Annotated in this window: 19 protein-coding genes; 9 read left to right on the top strand and 10 right to left on the bottom strand. The window is 49.9% G+C overall.

Annotated features, from left to right (window positions below; translation table 11 throughout):
* Positions 1–64 precede the first annotated feature (64 nt).
* The 5 genes from fimI to QVF11_RS24350 form a co-directional block, all read right to left on the bottom strand.
* Positions 65–604: a type 1 fimbrial minor subunit FimI gene (gene fimI, locus QVF11_RS24370; RefSeq protein WP_130624348.1), complete on the bottom strand. Its 540-nt coding sequence runs from the start codon at positions 602–604 to the stop codon at positions 65–67.
* A 72-nt stretch (positions 605–676) separates the two neighbouring features.
* Positions 677–1,222, bottom strand: a complete 546-nt coding sequence (gene fimA / locus QVF11_RS24365; RefSeq protein WP_112217156.1) for a type 1 fimbrial major subunit FimA — start codon at positions 1,220–1,222, stop codon at positions 677–679.
* A gap of 462 nt (positions 1,223–1,684) precedes the next feature.
* Positions 1,685–2,311 (bottom strand): tyrosine-type DNA invertase, encoded by a 627-nt coding sequence (locus tag QVF11_RS24360; RefSeq protein WP_287859933.1) that lies wholly within the window; start codon positions 2,309–2,311, stop codon positions 1,685–1,687.
* A gap of 450 nt (positions 2,312–2,761) precedes the next feature.
* Positions 2,762–3,367: a tyrosine-type DNA invertase gene (locus QVF11_RS24355; RefSeq protein ID WP_287859931.1), complete on the bottom strand. Its 606-nt coding sequence runs from the start codon at positions 3,365–3,367 to the stop codon at positions 2,762–2,764.
* A gap of 517 nt (positions 3,368–3,884) precedes the next feature.
* A complete protein-coding gene (locus tag QVF11_RS24350; protein ID WP_287859928.1) occupies positions 3,885–4,496 on the bottom strand; it encodes a LysE family translocator in 612 nt (203 codons plus the stop codon).
* A gap of 150 nt (positions 4,497–4,646) precedes the next feature.
* On the opposite strand from QVF11_RS24350, the gene QVF11_RS24345 reads away from it, so the two are divergent.
* Positions 4,647–5,108: an Lrp/AsnC family transcriptional regulator gene (locus tag QVF11_RS24345; RefSeq protein ID WP_287859925.1), complete on the top strand. Its 462-nt coding sequence runs from the start codon at positions 4,647–4,649 to the stop codon at positions 5,106–5,108.
* A gap of 120 nt (positions 5,109–5,228) precedes the next feature.
* Here the strand turns inward: QVF11_RS24345 and QVF11_RS24340 are convergent, their stop codons facing one another.
* Positions 5,229–5,735, bottom strand: a complete 507-nt coding sequence (locus QVF11_RS24340) for a MarR family winged helix-turn-helix transcriptional regulator (protein ID WP_287859922.1) — start codon at positions 5,733–5,735, stop codon at positions 5,229–5,231.
* 80 nt (positions 5,736–5,815) lie between these two features.
* Here QVF11_RS24340 and QVF11_RS24335 point away from each other — a divergent pair, with 80 nt between their 5' ends.
* Entirely contained in the window at positions 5,816–6,700 is an 885-nt protein-coding gene (locus tag QVF11_RS24335; protein ID WP_287859919.1) for an EamA family transporter, read from the top strand.
* A 224-nt stretch (positions 6,701–6,924) separates the two neighbouring features.
* Here QVF11_RS24335 and QVF11_RS24330 read toward each other — a convergent pair whose 3' ends face one another.
* Positions 6,925–7,134: a YdgH/BhsA/McbA-like domain containing protein gene (locus QVF11_RS24330; protein WP_004105360.1), complete on the bottom strand. Its 210-nt coding sequence runs from the start codon at positions 7,132–7,134 to the stop codon at positions 6,925–6,927.
* A 383-nt stretch (positions 7,135–7,517) separates the two neighbouring features.
* Here QVF11_RS24330 and QVF11_RS24325 point away from each other — a divergent pair, with 383 nt between their 5' ends.
* From QVF11_RS24325 to QVF11_RS24295, 7 genes are all read left to right on the top strand, one after another.
* Positions 7,518–7,835 carry an antibiotic biosynthesis monooxygenase family protein gene (locus QVF11_RS24325; RefSeq protein WP_287859916.1) on the top strand — a complete coding sequence of 106 codons (318 nt, stop codon included), beginning with the start codon at positions 7,518–7,520 and terminating at the stop codon, positions 7,833–7,835.
* Positions 7,836–7,874: 39 nt separating this feature from the next.
* On the top strand, positions 7,875–8,582 hold the full coding sequence (locus QVF11_RS24320) for an ArsR/SmtB family transcription factor (protein WP_112217165.1): 708 nt from the start codon (positions 7,875–7,877) through the stop codon (positions 8,580–8,582).
* 673 nt (positions 8,583–9,255) lie between these two features.
* The gene (gene mrkA, locus QVF11_RS24315) at positions 9,256–9,864 is read left to right on the top strand and encodes a type 3 fimbria major subunit MrkA (protein ID WP_112217405.1); all 609 of its coding nucleotides are present in this window, start codon (positions 9,256–9,258) and stop codon (positions 9,862–9,864) included.
* A gap of 85 nt (positions 9,865–9,949) precedes the next feature.
* Positions 9,950–10,651: a fimbrial biogenesis chaperone gene (locus tag QVF11_RS24310; RefSeq protein WP_112217404.1), complete on the top strand. Its 702-nt coding sequence runs from the start codon at positions 9,950–9,952 to the stop codon at positions 10,649–10,651.
* Between the two features lie 11 nt (positions 10,652–10,662).
* On the top strand, positions 10,663–13,149 hold the full coding sequence (locus tag QVF11_RS24305; protein WP_287859912.1) for a fimbria/pilus outer membrane usher protein: 2,487 nt from the start codon (positions 10,663–10,665) through the stop codon (positions 13,147–13,149).
* Positions 13,140–14,135: a fimbrial protein gene (locus tag QVF11_RS24300; protein ID WP_287859910.1), complete on the top strand. Its 996-nt coding sequence runs from the start codon at positions 13,140–13,142 to the stop codon at positions 14,133–14,135. Before QVF11_RS24305 ends, QVF11_RS24300 begins: the two co-directional genes overlap by 10 nt.
* 14 nt (positions 14,136–14,149) lie before the next feature.
* Complete coding sequence (locus QVF11_RS24295) at positions 14,150–14,800, top strand: fimbrial protein (RefSeq protein WP_112217401.1); 651 nt, start codon at positions 14,150–14,152, stop codon at positions 14,798–14,800.
* Positions 14,801–14,880: 80 nt separating this feature from the next.
* Here QVF11_RS24295 and mrkJ read toward each other — a convergent pair whose 3' ends face one another.
* The 3 genes from mrkJ to QVF11_RS24280 all read right to left on the bottom strand — a co-directional run bounded on the left by mrkJ (position 14,881) and on the right by QVF11_RS24280 (position 17,029).
* Positions 14,881–15,597, bottom strand: coding sequence for a cyclic-di-GMP phosphodiesterase MrkJ (gene mrkJ / locus QVF11_RS24290; RefSeq protein ID WP_287859907.1), 717 nt, complete (start codon positions 15,595–15,597; stop codon positions 14,881–14,883).
* A gap of 140 nt (positions 15,598–15,737) precedes the next feature.
* A complete protein-coding gene (locus QVF11_RS24285; RefSeq protein WP_287859905.1) occupies positions 15,738–16,322 on the bottom strand; it encodes a helix-turn-helix transcriptional regulator in 585 nt (194 codons plus the stop codon).
* Positions 16,323–16,327: 5 nt separating this feature from the next.
* A complete protein-coding gene (locus QVF11_RS24280; protein ID WP_112213990.1) occupies positions 16,328–17,029 on the bottom strand; it encodes a flagellar brake protein in 702 nt (233 codons plus the stop codon).
* Positions 17,030–17,393: the final 364 nt, after the last annotated feature.

Here is a 17,393-nt window from a genome sequence, read left to right as displayed (position 1 = left end):
TTTTCTCACGCTTATTCCTTTTATACTCACCGTCGTTTCCTGTTTTGGTACGTCTGCTGGTTAATTACTGGTAGGTCAGGGAGAACCAGGCTTGAGCGTTAGCCGCTCCCCCGGTGACCTGATGCCCTGTTGCCCGATATTTCGCCACAAAGTGCAATGTGGTTGGCCCGGTATACAATCTTGTCCAGGCTGCGGGAGGGCTGTTCAGTGGGATCAGGTGGTCTTCTTTATCAAACAGAGCAACGCCAATACCAGTAGCGATCCCCGGGCCCTCGCCGACCGAGAGTACGTCCGGGTTTTTACCATCGGCGACGCCGTGAAACGTCACGCCAACGCGTTGGCTGACGGCGGTGCTGCACTCCTGCAGATGAATATCGAAAGGGATCGGATTGGTATCTTCCCCGGCCGAATGAAACCGATTACTGCTGATCTGTCCCATGTTGACTGTCATCTGCTGGTCACCCGCTTCAACACGGCAGGACTCGGCAATGATGACGCCCTGAAAACGCATATTTCCCCCGGGCAAAGTGACGTTCCACTGATTGCCGGCCATCGCCAGCGGGGGGAGCAAAAAAATCAACAGACCTGACTTCATCCTTTGCATCGTTATCACCCGAGTTCCGTTATGGATAACGGGCCTTCCTGGCCCGACATGCTTCCCTGCCTGACGAATGAATTACTGGTATTGCACTTTAAAGGTCGCGTCAGCGTTAGCGGTACCGGCAGTGGCTGCGGCAGTCGCGTAGTAACGGGCCTGGAACGGGATGATATTGGTGCCATCGTTCAGGGTAGAAGCCGCGCCGAAGGTCGCGCCATCAAGCGCCAGTGGAGTACCCGTACGGTCAAGGATCTGTACGCCAACGTTTGTCGCGCTGCCTGCCGCAGAGCTTTGCAGCGCCAGTACGGTGGTGTTGGTGCTGTCAATTGCGGTACCGGTAAACGCAACAGAGGCTTTGGTGGCCACGGTGGTATCACAATCGTTCAGTTGGATATTGAAGCCGACAGCCGTACTGGTGCTGCCTGGGGTAGCGAGTTTTGCCGAACGAACCTGGCCCATTGGAACGGTCTGATCGATTGAACCTGCGTCAATTGCGCATGCTGCGTTGACGACTTCCCCTTTAAAATGCACCGTGCCGCCATTTACCGTGGTATCGGCCAGAGCCGCTGCGGAGCTCAGAGACAGAGCTGACAGTACAACGATTGCCAGTGTTTTGATTTTCATCTTGTTTTCCTTTGTACAATATCGGGATTACGAACCGATCTGGCCGTCATCATGACCTCCAGGTATTTCATGATTCAGTCGAGATTTTCGACTGCGGTTCTGCATGTTTTTCACCCAAAATATGAGACATTTGGGGCCATTTTGACTCGTTAGAATAATTAACTGAATTATCTGGTTTTGTTGTTTTCACTTGGAGTTTTAATCTTAATTGTTGTTTGTTATTGATTTAATATATTGAGAGTGTTGAGGGGATGAGCCACGGAAGGCTATCTGGAACAGCGTGGTGTGGAGCCTATGCGGCGAAGAGAAGGGAATTATTTGAAAATAACGAAAATAAAAAATGCATAATAATCAATGTGATATTGCTATCTTTGCCGTAAGGGATGCATTCTATGGTTGCAAAAGGTTACTGAATATTTTTATGATGCACACAGTTTGGCCCCAATTGACCTGTTCACTCTGTTATTTTTTCTTATTTATCAATTCATTATTCTGTATCCTTTGATTTTGTAAATTCACTTCCATGAGATTGTTTCGTTCCCATAATCCGGCGAATCGAGCAGCGTTGCTGGCGGTATAGCGCACGGTATGGCGAATATTTCTATGGCCAAGATAGTCCTGAATAAGACGGGTATCCGCTCCTCTTTCCGCCAGCTCGTAACCACAGGCATGACGTAGCATGTGCGGGTGAGTGTGCGTTGCCGTTCCTGCATCGACGCCAGCAGTGCGGATAATGCGATAGGCCTGCTGACGGGAAAGCGGAGTACCACGTCGCGATATAAACAACGCATCGCTTTTTTTTGCACCTTTCCAGGCGGTGCGTACCTGGCTCCAGCGTTTGATTGCCTCACATTCATCCACCATCAAGGGATGTATCGTTGAAAATCCATTTTTCAGACGACGGATATTAATGCGACCTTCAGCAAGATCGAGATCGCGATAGTGAAGATCGAGTAATTCGCTAATACGCATACCATGACGGAAAGCGAGCAGGATAAGGCAATAATCTCTCTCTCCTGTCTGCCCATGATGGGCGGCCAGCATCATCGCCTGCACTTCTCTACCAGTAAGAAAACGACGTCGGTTCACAATAAATTACTCCTGATATGATCTTGATAAATAACACTACCCTGCGAAGAAACAGGGGAATTTACAAATAACTCGCGATACTAAAGGCGTATTATATTAAGGGGATTAATCTCAGTTAAATGAACACAACACATTATAGTGGTATCAGACAAGAATATAGCCACATGATAAATCTTATTCTTATGGATTTTATTCATTACCACAACATAACCTCTCCGTTTATTTTTTTAGGTATATAAAACTAAAAGAAAAAATCATGGTTGATGACGTTTTAATCTGGTGATGAATGATGCATTTATATCCTGATTAATGAATGAACGTCATAATAAGATAAACTATGTGTGAAATGTGAACTTGCAGGAACAATAATCATAGTTAAAGTATGGTTAATTTTTATTAATGTTTGGTTATAGAAATATGCTATTTCGATGCCATCCATGGCATCGAGAATTACAGTAAAACAGGGCTCCGTTGTCGGTCTCTCGTTTCGTCCCAGATACCATAAAAACGGCCAGCGTTACTGGCCGTATACCATACGGTATGGCGGATGTTACGGTGACCGAGGTAGTCCTGAATGAGACGGGTATCAATGCCCATGTTGGCTAAGGCGAATCCGCATGAGTGGCGGAGCATATGCGGGTGAATTTCAAGCGATAGCCCTGCATAATCACCTGATGTGGAAATGATGTGATAAAACTGTTGGCGAGAAAGGGGATTACCTTTTCGCGATAAAAATAACCACTCGCTGTCGGACTGAGGGTAGGACTTGCGGATATCCAGCCAGTTTTTTAACGCGCGGATTTCTTTATTCAGCAAAGGATGGGTTGTGGAAAATCCATTTTTAAGACGGTGTATATAGATACATTTAGATCCGAGATCGATATCGGAAATTTGTAGGCGGCATATTTCACTAGCTCGTAATCCGTGAATGAAACACAATAATGTCAGGCAATAGTTACGCGTAGCGTGAGGTCCACTGTTCGCTGCTTTGAGCAATGACTCAATTTCATTGTGAGTCAGGAAGTTCCTTTTTCTTAAAATTACATTATTTTTCATTATGTTCCCTTTAGCATGCAGACGTATAGTACATTTTATTTAGCATCGTCGGGTAAATGATGAAGCTCGGCTGCATTTAAATTAATTATCTTTGATGCTGGTTCTAATAATAGTTTTAAGATGTAATTTTTATTGGTTGGGGGGTGCTTGTTTTTATATTTATGATGGTTTTTGGTTTTTTCGATGGAAATAGTGTCCTGCTCATTCTTTTCTCCTTGGCTATGTTTTCAGAGATACATAAATCATAAGGTCGTTAACCATACTGCAAAAACCTTGTTATGAATAGCAGTAATAAGAAATTGAATATTTCTGAGGGTCGCCAGGAATAATTTGAATACGACTAAGATGAGTCTTTCTTGTCGATAAGATGCTATTGCGGAGGAAAGATTAAAATTGATAAGTGCACCAGAGCATAGAGTCTGATTATTTTAAATGCGGTAATCACGTTGTAAAAACAGTCCTGTACTGGTTTCTACATGCTGTGGCGTGAGAGCTCGCTCACGCCTTATACCAAACGCTATTTCAATTGTTCATAGAACAGCAGGGCGGCTATCGCCACCATAATCATGCCGGAAGCAATACTGACTTTTTGTGCCATCTGGGGCCGGGTCGCCAATAGCGTTTTTGCGCCGTAGCCGACCAGTAAATAGACCAGCGTGCAGGTCACCAGATGAATGCCGCCAAGGGTCGACATTTGCTGCGCTACCGACCAGCTTCCTTTAGGATCGGTAAACTGCGGCAGCAGAGCCAGAAACAGGAGGAAAACCTTTGGGTTCAGCCCGCTGATGCATAGCCCCTTAACTGCCCAGCGGTTCCAGGTGCCCATCGTCTGTTCTTCGGCATTTGGCGTTGGCGGGTGGCGCAGAATAGCGATGCCCAGCCACATGAGGTAGCCCGCGCCCAGCAGGGTAATCGTCGATAGCGCCAGCGGATGGCTGGCAATTAAGACCCCGATACCAGCAACCACGACAAATGTCGCTAGCAGGTGACCGGACATGAGTCCGGCGACCGCCGGTATCACGCGATGTCCCTTAATCCCCGCGCTGATAGCATAGGCCCAATCGGCACCGGGGGTGATGATCAGTAGAAAAGAGACCAGCCAGAAACTGGCGATAAAGCTCATCTCCATGGATAGCCCACCTCTGCGCGATAGTGGCGATTTCCCATTGTCGTTTCCCTCATTAATTGTGGCTATTTGAGGGAAAGAATATCGGCTTTATTGCGCAATGAGCTTTCAATGTTATGCTCTTAAATATTCTTTTAAGAGAGAATCTTCCAAATGGATAGTATCGATCGAAAAATTCTTGCTGAGCTTCAGGCCGACGGGCGGCTATCGATAACCGAACTGGCCGAACGGGTGAATTTAAGCCTCTCCCCCTGTCATCGACGGCTGCGTGCGCTGGAACAAGAAGAGGTGATTACCGGCTATCGGGTGAATCTTAATCCCGCCAAAATGGGTTTCAATTTTTTGGCGATTGTCTTCGCGACGTTAAAAGAGGGCGATAAGCAAGCAGTGAGCGCTTTCGAAGAGGCAGTTGAAGAGATCCCGCAAATCGTGCTGGCGCAGCGCCTGTTTGGTGATCCGGACTATCTGATGCACGTGGTCACACGCGATCTCCCGGCGTTCCAGAAACTTTATGATGACAAGCTTTCCGCGATGCCCGGCGTGCAGCACTTACGCTCGACGCTGGTGATGAAGACGGTCGTGCAGGATCGTCCGTTTCCGCTGGGTAATGGTTAATCTCTCTCCTCCCGGAGGCGGCGCGCTTTGCCCGGGCTACCTGCCCGCAGACGGCTGTGAACCTGTAGCCCGGACAGATGCGTAGCATCGCCTCCGGGAAAATAACGGCGACAGGTTCTATCAACTCTTTTCCAGCAGGCGCATAAAGACCGCCAGCGCCTCGTCCAACTGCTGGCGCTGCGCAGTTGAGAGCCCGGCCAACACCTGATGCTCATTATCCACGTGGCTTTCCACCGCTTCATCGATCAATGTTCTCCCCTCGGGCGTAAGCGCGACCAGCAGGCTGCGCGCATCCTCCGGGTTTGGCTGGCGGCTGATAAAACCCCGTTTTTCCAGCGCCTTAAGGCGGTGTGTCATGGTGCCGGAAGTGATCATCAACGTTGAAAACAGTTGTGTTGGCGACAGCACAAACGGCTCGCCCGCCCGCCGCAGGGTGGCGAGCATATCAAACTCCCAACGCACCAGGTCGTGACGAATAAAGGCCGCTTCAATACGCGGCTCCAGCAGCATCGCGCAGCGTTTCAGCCGGCCGATTGGCCCCATTGGGCTGCAATCGAGATCGGGGCGTTCCCGTTGCCACTGTTCAAGAATGCGATCCACTGCGTCGGTCTGTGGTGATTTGTCCATTGATGCCCACCTGTCTTGATATCAAGATAATTATCGATACATACTTACACCACAATTTACCTTGATGTGAAGATAAAATCATGGCCTTTGTTTCGCGTAATCTCGTTGTTGATTTGCTGCTGACCGCGCTGGCCCCCGCCATCTGGGGCAGCACTTATATTGTGACCTCGCAGTTTCTACCGCCGGACAGGCCGTTTATCGCCGCGCTGCTGCGGGTTTTACCTGCCGGGATCGCTCTGCTTCTCTGGAGCCGCCGCTTTCCGCTGAGCAGCGAATGGTGGAAGCTGATCATCACCGGGATCCTGAATATCGGTGCGTTCCAGGCCTTGCTATTTATTGCCGCTTATCGTTTACCCGGTGGACTGGCGGCGGTGATTGGCGCTATTCAACCGCTACTGGTGATGCTATTGGCCTGGTGTGTCGATCGCCAACGATCGCCCTGGGTGGCGGTGTTGTCGGCCTGTGCCGGGATCGTGGGGATGGCGATGCTGCTGCTGTCGCCGCAAACGGTGCTCGATCCGTTGGGGATCGGCGCGGCGTTTCTGGGGGCGATCAGTATGGCGCTGGGGACCTGGCTTTCGCGACGCTGGGCGCGCTCTTTGCCGGTCATTGCGCTGACCGGGTGGCAGTTGCTGATCGGCGGTATCGTGCTGGCACCGATTGCTTTAATGGTCGATCCGCCGCTGCATCAGGTGACGCTGACACAGATAGCGGGCTATCTGTGGCTGTGCGTTGCCGGGGCAATGCTGGCGTATGGCCTGTGGTTTCGCGGAATCGGTCGTCTTTCTCCGGTGGCGGTATCGGCGATGAGCCTTTTGAGTCCGGTAACGGCGGTGATATTAGGCTGGATTTTCCTCGGACAGAAAATAGAGGGGATGGCGCTAGTGGGGTTGGTGATTGTGTTGTTAAGCGTGTTGTCGATTCAGCGGGCGTTATCGAATAAGAGAGCAGTAACCAGCAGGTAAAATCCCGGGTCGTGGCGTGAACGCCTTACCCGGGCTACCGTCCTGCAGACGGCTGGGCACTCGTAGCCCGGTCAGCGCAGCGCCACCGGGAGCTTTTCCAGATCGACAAAAACAAAAAAGCCCCATCAAGGGGCTCGACATTGCTATGTGCTTATTATGTGGCGGGAGCCAGACTTAGCCGCCTTCAGGCGACCTGTCCGGCAGCTCCCTCTGCAACCATTTGGTTATTTAGACAGCTCAGCAGTCATATGAACCTGGTTACCGGTATAAGCTTCGGTAATGTGGTAAGACTCGCCCTGGTCTTTAGCGATGGCAGCGATTTTAGCTTCTGCGTTGTCCAGAGTATCCGCGGTGACGCTAACAGGCTGAGCGAAGCTAGCGAAAGAGACCAGAGACAGCATACCGGCAGCGGCAAGTAATTTTACGTTTTTCATGGTGTTTGTCCTTTTAACTTTTATGGTGGAAAGCGTTGTTGCTTTCGATGGACTTATAATAAGTCTGCTAACTATAACGTGCGTTGCAAAAAGTGCGATTTAGATCACATTTTCATGACCATAAGATGACAGCGGAATGCACTATGTGGTTTTTATTTTCAATAAAAACAAGTTGATAAATAATTTTCATGTGCTTTTTTCAGTGAGTGAAAATTTGTGTTAACGGCGAGGATTTTCTCTATTTAGGTTATTGATTATTGTTTTTGTGAATGTATTGACCGTTTTTTACGCGCGACAGGGAGCCATACTTCGCCCGTCGACGAAGCATTAACCTCTGGTTCAAGCGACAGTGGCGTTCACACTGATTAAGCGAGGATGACACCATGATCGCAGTACTCTTTGAAGCCGAAGTCACACCTGCAAAGCAGGAACGCTATTTAGCGCTGGCGGCTGAACTGAAGCCTCTGCTTTGCACCATCGACGGCTTCATCGCTATTGAACGTTTTCAAAGCCTGACGACGACGGGGAAAATTCTGTCGCTCTCCTGGTGGCGGGATGAAGAAGCGGTGCTGGCCTGGAAACGCAACCTTTGCCATCAGGCGGCGCAGAAAGAGGGGCGGGAGAGTATCTTCTCAGGCTATCAGATTCGGGTGGCTCAGGTGCTGCGCGAGTACCGCTCAGAGAATCCCGATCTTCTATAATATGTTTGCGGTTTGCTATTGGAGAAAATAAAAGGCGCTATGTTAAAACCTGTTGAGCTGATTGAAGACGACGAGTCGCTGGCCGTGGCGATGGCGGCAGTGGCGTCGGCGATGGCTGATGCCTCCCGGCTAAAGATGCTCTGCGCCTTAATGGATGGCCGGGCGTGGACGGCCACCGAGCTTTCCACCGTTGCCGATATTTCCCCCTCGACCGCCAGCGCCCATCTTAGCCGTCTGGTCAGCAGCGGTTTATTGATATGTCTCGCCCAGGGTCGCCACCGCTACTATCGCCTTGCCGGTAGCGATGTCGCCGGGCTGCTGGAAAATATGATGACCATGGCCGGCAAGCGCGCCGTGATGTTATCTACCAGCACGCCGGTTAACCTGCGCGTCGCGCGTACTTGCTACGATCATCTGGCTGGAGAAGTGGCGGTAGCGCTGTATGATTTTCTGCTGCGCGAAGCGTGGATAACGTCTGATGGAACGGCCTTGACGTCCATTGGGGAAGCGCACTTTGCACGCCTGGGGATTGTGGTGACGTTGGGATCGCGGCGCAAAGCATGCTGCGGCTGCCTGGACTGGAGCGAACGGCGCTTACACCTCGGCGGTGCGGCTGGGGCGGCGCTGCTACTGCATGGTCAGCAAAAAGGATGGTTTACCACCACGGCAGGATTTCGCGAAGTGACGATTACTCCAGAAGGGTGGCGTGCATTGCATCGGCATTTTCAACTGACGGAAAGACCGTAGCGGCAGATTTATACCCGTCATACTTCAAGTTGCTTGTGCGTTGGCAATAACTCGGCCCATCCTTGGGCCTCGCCCTAACGGGCGCTGTGAACAGCGTTCAAATTCGTTCCTGACGAATTTGTCCTCGCTCACCCCAGTCACTTACTGGAGTAAGCTCCTGGGGATTCACTGCGTCGCCGCGTTACTCGGCCTTCGGCCTCGCCCCTTCGGGGCCAGCGCAAGCGCTGTTCAAGGCACGAGTGCCTTGTCCTGCAACTCGAATTATTTAGGGGATATTCAGATTGTTCTCTATGTAGATAAATAGCCTTTTATGACAAGATAAATAGCTATTTTGTTAATTCCATATCGCTTTCTCGCCTTCAATGTAAATAACAATAACTTTGTTTTTTACTATCAATTTTTGTTCATTAATAGTTGCAATCTATCTGTTACATTGATTAACACCTCATGAACAAATGTATATTTATCAGCGAAAAATAGCATTCTTTGACGCCGACAGCATCGACGAATTCTTTTATAGAATCCGTTCCTGACGCCTTAAATATTGCGGCTTCCGGTCAGTCGAAGTTTCTATTAACAGTTGCACAAGTGAGCATCGCATATCGCTTCTGACTTTTGTGCGAATTAACTGTTTGCTCATTGATACTTAATTCACTCTGACAAGGAAATGGCAATGAAAAAGGTTCTTCTCTCTGCTGCAATGGCGACTGCGTTTTTTGGTATGGCTGCGGCAAATGCTGCTGATACCAATGTAGGCGGCGGTCAGGTTAATTTCTTCGGTAAAGTTACCGACGTCTCTTGTACTGTTTCCGTAAACGGCCAGGGCAGCGATGCTAACGTTTATCTGTCTCCGGTGACTTTAACGGAAGTTAAAGCAGCTACCGCAGATACCTACCTGAAACCAAAATCGTTCACCATCGACGTTTCTAACTGCCAGGCTGCTGACGATACCAAACTGGATGACGTGAGCAAACTGGGCGTGAACTGGACCGGTGGTAACCTGCTGGCTGGCGCAACCAGCAAACAACAGGGCTACCTGGCGAACACCGAAGCGGCTGGCGCACAGAATATTCAGTTGGTTCTGTCTACCGACAATGCCACCGCGCTGACCAATAAAATCATCCCGGGTGACAGCACTCAGCCTACCGCAACTGGTGATGCTGCTGCCGTAGCGGATGGCGCACGTTTCACTTACTACGTTGGTTACGCGACCAGTACCCCGGATACCGTCACTACCGGCGTGGTTAACAGCTACGCAACTTACGAAATTACCTACCAGTAATAAATAAAACCGCCTCGCGCCGGGGCGGTCTAAAACAATAATAAAGCGGCCACTGCTGCCGCTTATTTTTTATTCTGAGGTCAGCATGAAGCGTATTGCCCTTTTTTTCTGTTTCATTTTTAGTTTTGCGGCCCATGCCAATAATATTATTGTTAACGGCACCCGCTTTATTTATCCAGGAAATGAAAAAGAAATAACGGTGCAGCTCTCCAACACCGCCGACCGTCCGGCGCTGGCGCAAGCCTGGCTGGATAACGGTAATGCCGACGCAACGCCGGATACTATTACGACGCCATTTATTATCACCCCACCTATTTCCCGGGTTGACGCGAAAAGCGGCCAGACTCTGCGTATTAAGCTCGGCAGCAACGCGGGACTCGCTAAAGATAAAGAAACGCTGTGGTGGCTAAACCTTCTGGAAATACCGCCGGTCGAGGCGAGCCAGAAAAATGAAGGGCAAAATATTCTGCAACTGGCGATTCGTTCGCGCTTTAAATTTATTTATCGTCCCAACGGATTAGGCAACCGCGACGCGGCAGCAGAGAAATTAGTTCTTTCCGCAAATGGCAACAATTTATCCGTCAGTAATCCGACGCCTTTTTATGTCACCGTAAGCCGTATTTCCCGCGACGGCGGCAAAGCGCTAAACAGCAAAACGGTGATGTTTGCCCCGCAGTCTAGCCAGACCATCGCTCTCTCTTCCGCGGTGAACAGAGGCGAGACCCTGACCGTTAACAACATTAATGACTATGGCGCAGATGTCGCAGTGAAAGTTGCCGTCAAATAAGGGAAACGATCATGAAGCAGAGGTCAATCTGCCCGGGAAGATTAAGCACGGCCATTGCGGTTGCGCTGTGCTGCTTTCCGCCATTTTCCAGCGGAGAGGAAAACCCGGGAACGGTCTATCAGTTTAACGATGGTTTTATCGTCGGCAGCCGCGAAAAGGTCGATCTGTCGCGCTTCTCGACCAGCGCCATCTCCGAGGGCGTCTATTCACTGGACGTGTACACCAACGGCGAGTGGAAAGGTCGCTACGATCTGAAAGTCACCGCGGGTAAAGACGGCAAAATGGGCGTCTGTTACACCAAAGCGATGCTGATGCAATACGGTATCTCGCCGGAGAAGTTCAACCCGCAACTGAGCGAAAAAGAGGGCTTCTGCGGCCGTCTGCAAGAGTGGCGTAACGAAGAAAACGTCAAGGATAGCCTGATTCAGTCCTCCCTGAGACTGGATATTTCCGTACCACAAATCTACGAAGATCAGCGCCTTAAAAACTTTGTCAGCCCGGAGTTCTGGGATAAAGGCGTTGCGGCGCTGAATTTAGGCTGGATGGCAAACGCCTGGAACAGCCACAGCTCGTCGTCCAACGGTTCTGATAACAGCAGTGCTTATCTGGGTGTTAATGCAGGTCTGTCGTGGGACGGCTGGCTGCTCAAGCATATCGGTAACCTGAACTGGCAGCAGCAGCAGGGAAAAGCCCACTGGAACAGCAACCAAACCTACCTGCAGCGGCCCATTCCGCAGATTAACTCGATAGTCAGCGGCGGGCAGATTTTTACCAACGGCGAATTCTTCGACACCATTGGCCTGCGCGGGGTAAACCTGGCGACCGATGACAATATGTTCCCGGACGGCATGCGTTCCTACGCGCCAGAAATTCGCGGCGTAGCGCAAAGCAACGCCTTGGTCACGGTTCGTCAGGGCAGCAATATTATCTATCAGACCACGGTGCCGCCGGGGCCGTTTACCCTGCAGGATGTTTACCCTTCCGGCTACGGTAGCGACCTTGAAGTTTCGGTTAAAGAAGCCGATGGTACGGTTGAAGTGTTTAGCGTGCCTTACGCCTCGGTGGCGCAATTACTGCGTCCAGGAATGACCCGCTATGCGCTCTCTGCCGGTAAAGTCGACGACAGTTCGCTGCGTAATAAGCCGATGCTCTACCAGGGAACCTGGCAGCACGGTTTAAATAACCTGTTTACCGGCTACACCGGCGTCACTGGTTTTGATGACTATCAGGCCTTCCTGCTGGGTACCGGGATGAACACCGGCATCGGCGCGCTGTCGTTCGACGTTACTCATTCACGGCTGAAGAGCGACACCCTCGACGAGCAGGGGCAAAGCTATCGCGCCACTTTTAACCGCATGTTTACCGAGACCCAGACCAGCATCGTGCTGGCGGCATATCGCTACTCCACCAAAGGCTATTACAACCTGAACGACGCGCTGTATGCGGTCGATCAGGAAAAAAATCACAACAGTAATTACACCGTCTGGCGGCAAAAAAACGGTATGACCTTTACCGTTAACCAAAACCTGCCGGACGGCTGGGGCGGTTTTTATCTGAGCGGCCGGGTGGCGGATTACTGGAACCGTTCCGGAACCGAGAAGCAGTACCAGTTTAGTTACAACAATATGTACGGTCGTCTCTCGTGGTCGGTCAGCGCGCAGCGCGTCTATACCCCGGATAGCTCTGGTCATCGCCGCGACGATCGCGTTTCGCTCAACTTCAGCTACCCGCTGTGGTTCGGTGAAAACCGTACCGCTAACCTGACGTCAAATACCTCGTTTAATAATTCACGCTTCGCCAGTTCACAAATTGGCGTCAACGGTTCGCTGGATAGCGAAAACAACCTCAACTACGGCGTGTCGACAACCACGGCGACCGGCGGTCAGCATGATGTGGCGCTGAACGGCAGCTACCGTACTCCGTGGACCACGCTGAACGGCAGCTATAGCCAGGGCGAAGGGTATCGCCAGAGCGGCGTCGGTGCCAGCGGAACGCTGATTGCCCATCGCCACGGCGTGGTGTTCTCGCCGGAAAGTGGCACCACCATGGCGCTGATCGAAGCGAAGGATGCCGCTGGCGCGATGTTGCCGGGTTCGCCGGGGACCCGCATTGACAGCAACGGCTACGCCATTCTGCCGTATCTGCGACCTTACCGGATTAACTCCGTTGAAATTGACCCGAAGGGCAGCAACGACGATGTCGCCTTTGACCGTACCGTGGCGCAGGTGGTGCCGTGGGAAGGCAGCGTGGTCAAGGTCTCTTTCGGTACCACGGTGCAAAACAACATTACGTTGCAGGTGCGTCAAGCGAATGGTCAGCCTCTACCGTTCGGTGCCACGATATTTGACGCTACCGGAAAGGAAATCGGCGTGGTAGGACAGGGCAGCATGATGTTTATCAGCGACGCCAGCGCACCGAAGGCCACGGTTAAGTGGAGCGGTGGACAATGTTCGGTGGATTTGAGTCAGGAAAAAACAAAGGAAACGCTATGTCGCTAAGTAAAAAACTGACGCTTTTTATTGGCTTAATGGCGCTGGGGACAACGTCGGCATGGGCTGCCTGTACGCGCCTTTCGCAACCGACGGTGACCTTAGATATGGTTGTTGGGCGAATTGTCGTTCCGCCAGATCTGCCTGTAGGATCAACGATCGTTTCCCGTGACTGGACAATGTCGGCACCGGGGGGGGCGAGCTACAGCTGTACGGCCGGTACCAACCGTTTTGCAGCGAAGATTGTCTCGACAGGATCCACCGATCTGGGAAATAAAATTTATTCCACCAATGTACCCGGTATTGGCTTGCGCTTTAGCCGCGGCGGCGCAACGGTGAATATTACCTATCCAGATGTTTTCTCATCCAACATTAGCCGGACCACCAGCTACTCGCTGGAGGGTTCTCGCTTCACCCTGGAGGTGATCAAAACGGCAAGCGTGACTGGCAGCGGCACTCTGGCGGCGGGTAAATATACCTCCTACGACTGGGAAAACGGTAATAACCCAATCCTGGAAACAATGCTTAGCGCCAATGCGATAACCGTGGTTTCGCCCTCGTGTACCATCCTGAGCGGCAAAAATATGAACGTTGATGTCGGCACCATCAAGCGCAGCGACCTTAGCGGCGTTGGCACGACCGCCGGGGGCAAGGATTTTAATATTGAGCTACAGTGCAGCGGCGGGTTAAGCGAGTCGGGATACGCCAATATCCAGACTTCTTTCTCCGGCACGTTGGCCACGGGGACTGCCTTGACTCGCGGGGCGCTGCTGAACGAAAAATCCGGCACCTCACTTGCACAAGGTATAGGTATTCAGGTTTTAAAGGACGGCACGCCGCTGGAATTTAACAAAAAATACAGCATCGGGAGCTTGCGCACGCAGGAAACTCGCTATATCACCCTGCCTCTCCATGCGCGGTTCTATCAATATGCGCCGACCACCAGTACCGGTGAGGTGGAGTCGCACATGATCTTTAACCTGACGTACGATTAATTCGGGAGGCGGGAATGAGTGATTCAGCACAGTATAAAAATAGCAAAAGACTCATCCAACTGACTTTGATGGGCGGGGCGCTTGTGGCCTCTTCGGCGTGGGGTTTTGAGACGAATTATGAACAAGGGCGGGTAGATTTTGCCGGTCGGGTGACCGATATCTCCTGTAGCGTGGCGCTCAACGGCGGCAACAATGCGGGCAGCGGTAGCGTCTGGCTAGCGCCGGTAAGCCTTGCGGAAGTGCACGATCGCGGCGCGGGGGCATTTATGAAGCCGCAGCCCTTCACCCTGGAGTTATCGAACTGCCAGTTACGCCATGATGGCGGCGCGGCGGATGAAAATGAAATCCGCATGGTGAACGTGCGCTGGATTGACGGATTTATGGTCAATTCCGTCAGCAATGAAAATGCCGGTTATCTGGCTAATACGCGGGCGGACGGGGCCAGCCATATTTTCCTGGCACTGGCGACCAACGATAATAATACGCTGGATAAGAGCAATAAAATTGTCCCGGCCGATCCACAGCAAAACCGGGTGCCGCTGGTGGAGAAAGCAGTCAATGGCGGCGTGTTTACCTATTACATCGGCTACGTGACGCCCGCACCCGAAAAAGCGACCAGTGGTTTGTTAACCAGTTGGGCAACCTGGGAGCTGGTTTATAATTAATTCTGCAAGTAAAGTCGGACTGGTTTTCTCCCTCTCCCTGTGGGAGAGGGCCGGGTGAGGGAAATACGTCTCTGCATTTTTTATAGCGTAATATCTTCTTTAACCAGTTGCTCAATGCTGACCTCTTTCCAGTAATGCCCCTGAATAGCAAACCATTCCATCCCTTGTAACCACTTTTTATGAGCCTCAGTTTCGACACCTTCAATAATGACATTATGGTGATTACGCGAAAGAAAGGTCACCAGCGCATCCATTAAAGGCCGACCAGAATCTTTTCGCATTAAATGCCAGAAAAAGTTTTTATCAATTTTGACATAATCAAAATGATAACCGCGGATAGCGTTAATGCCGGCATAGCCAGAGCCGAAGTCATCAAGCCACAGCGAGGTGCTTTGTGGATCGAACCAGGCGGCGAGAGCATTATTCAACAGTTTGTTGGAGTTTTCCGTGACTTCGAAATGAACGCAGCCGAGTAGTTCGACGATTTCTTTAATCTCCGGTCTTAGTAAAACGTTGAGAATATGATCATCGACATTAATTGTGGCTGAAATACCATTTTTGAGAAACCATTGCTTATGTTTTTCGATTAGTGCCAGTTGCTCCATAAATATGCTTTCTCGTAATCCCGAATTGGCATAGCGAAAGAAATTTTCAGGAGAAATAGGTATATGATCAAAACGGCTCAGACACTCAACGGCGACAAGTACGCCTTGTGGGGAGAACATTTTCTGAAAGACATAACGAACTGCTATATCGCTACGTGATAAATTATGGTCGGAAAACAGAGTTGCGTTCATTATCTCTCGTTAGAAATCAGGTCAGAGGTAAAGAGAGGATCAAATTATTATAGGTGACCTTTCTACCGATGGGAATGATTATTAAAGGCTGATTGCCAATGAATTATCGGGTTTTGATTGGTCACCTGCATATTTTGTTCTCAACAATGATACATGTTGACTATTCTTGCATGCATTATCCGTGAGCTATTCATTCCGAGTTTTTTCATAATGTGAACCTTATGGCTATGTACCGTTTTATGATCAATATTGAGGAGTACGGCGATTCTTTTATTGTTGTTGCAGGCGATAATTAACTCCAGAACCTGAAGTTCCCTGGCTGTCAGCTTTCGCTGAGTACATAAACCCTGGCTGCCGCTGGCAGTTAGAGGACGATTGATGATGGCTGAGAAATCAGATAAGGAGGATTTTTCCGTCAAAATCAATAAGTTTTCCAGGTCAATAAGCTCACGACATAAGCTGGCGAGTTCGTTTTTTACAATCAAAACCCGCATTGAGCAGTGCGCGAGGTGCATGCGTAGCGTGTTGAGTAATGCGACCGTCGTGGCTACAGAGATATCCTTATGGATGAGGTTAACAACAACGGTATCCGCCAGAGGGAGATGGGCACCCGTAACAATATCCTGGAGGCTTAGGGGGGTGACATATTTCTCATTATCAACCAGGTAATCCTGGATTGATCGCCCGATGATATTGTCATCGGTGTAAAGTAATATACTTTCCAATGTCTTTAGACTCTCTTTTTTCTCTTGGCTTCCATAATCAAGTCGAGCAGCATTTTCTCTATTCTCTTCTTGTTATCAAGATGGCGAAATGTAAATTGGCAAGAAATCTGGTAGTAGCTTTCCCGCTCCTCGTTATCATCTAAAGTCACCATAACGACATTCTTTATAACCAAATCTACGGTAATCTCACCATATTCGGCGAGTGCCAGAATGGCGTTCTTGAGAACGGCATTGTGGCTGAGGAATTTCAGATTGGGGTTTTTAGTCATTAATGCGCAACCGCCGTCTGAAATGTCTTTGATCTCGAAAAGATAGTTTTCGCCATTCTTATGTCGGCCATGGCAGAAAAACTCATGTTCGTGGCGAAGACGGAACCGGGGATCGCGGCGGCGTTGCACCACCTGGATACATTCGGGTAAGGTAAATGCGACCTTATTGCATTTTCCCTCGCTATACGCATAATTTTTCTTTAACACCGCGCTGAATTCGATTTTTCCTGAATCACTATGCAAAATAAATTTAACTTTATGCCCTGGAGGGATTTTGCTGGTGGTTGAGATATGGAATTCGGCAAAATCCACGCGCGTTAGCTGAGTAATAGTGCTTTTGTTATTAACAAATACTTCTATCTCTGCTTGCTTTCGGAGTTCTTCCCTGAAAATAGCAATGATTTCATACTTACTGGTCTTTATCGTTCCCTCTATCATGTGAAATCCTTGTGAAAGTTATTGTGTCTGGTTGATTTTTTTATATGGCAATACAAACATTCTGATTGTGTTAATCAGATGTTTTTATGAGCATTTGATGTTATTAGCTATCTTTATCGCTAAATTGATTTGTATAAACTTTGAATGAGATGTTGTTTTTCCTGTAATCAAGAGTTAGAAAAATTTGATGAAACAAAAACGACAGAAGCCTCCAATAAGGAGGCTTGTCAAAAAGTATGAAACTATGCTGTGTATACCCGTCATACTTCAAGTTGCTTATGTGTTGGCTACGCTCGTTCACCCCAGTCACATAGTTATCTATGCTCCTGGGGACTCACTCCCTTGCCGCCTTTAAGCAACTCGA

The organism is Klebsiella sp. (genome assembly GCF_027492335.1).
GTDB classification, from domain to species: Bacteria; Pseudomonadota; Gammaproteobacteria; order Enterobacterales; family Enterobacteriaceae; genus Klebsiella; species Klebsiella huaxiensis.
Note: the sequence above shows the minus strand (reverse complement) of the source record. Positions and strands in the feature narration are given on the sequence as shown.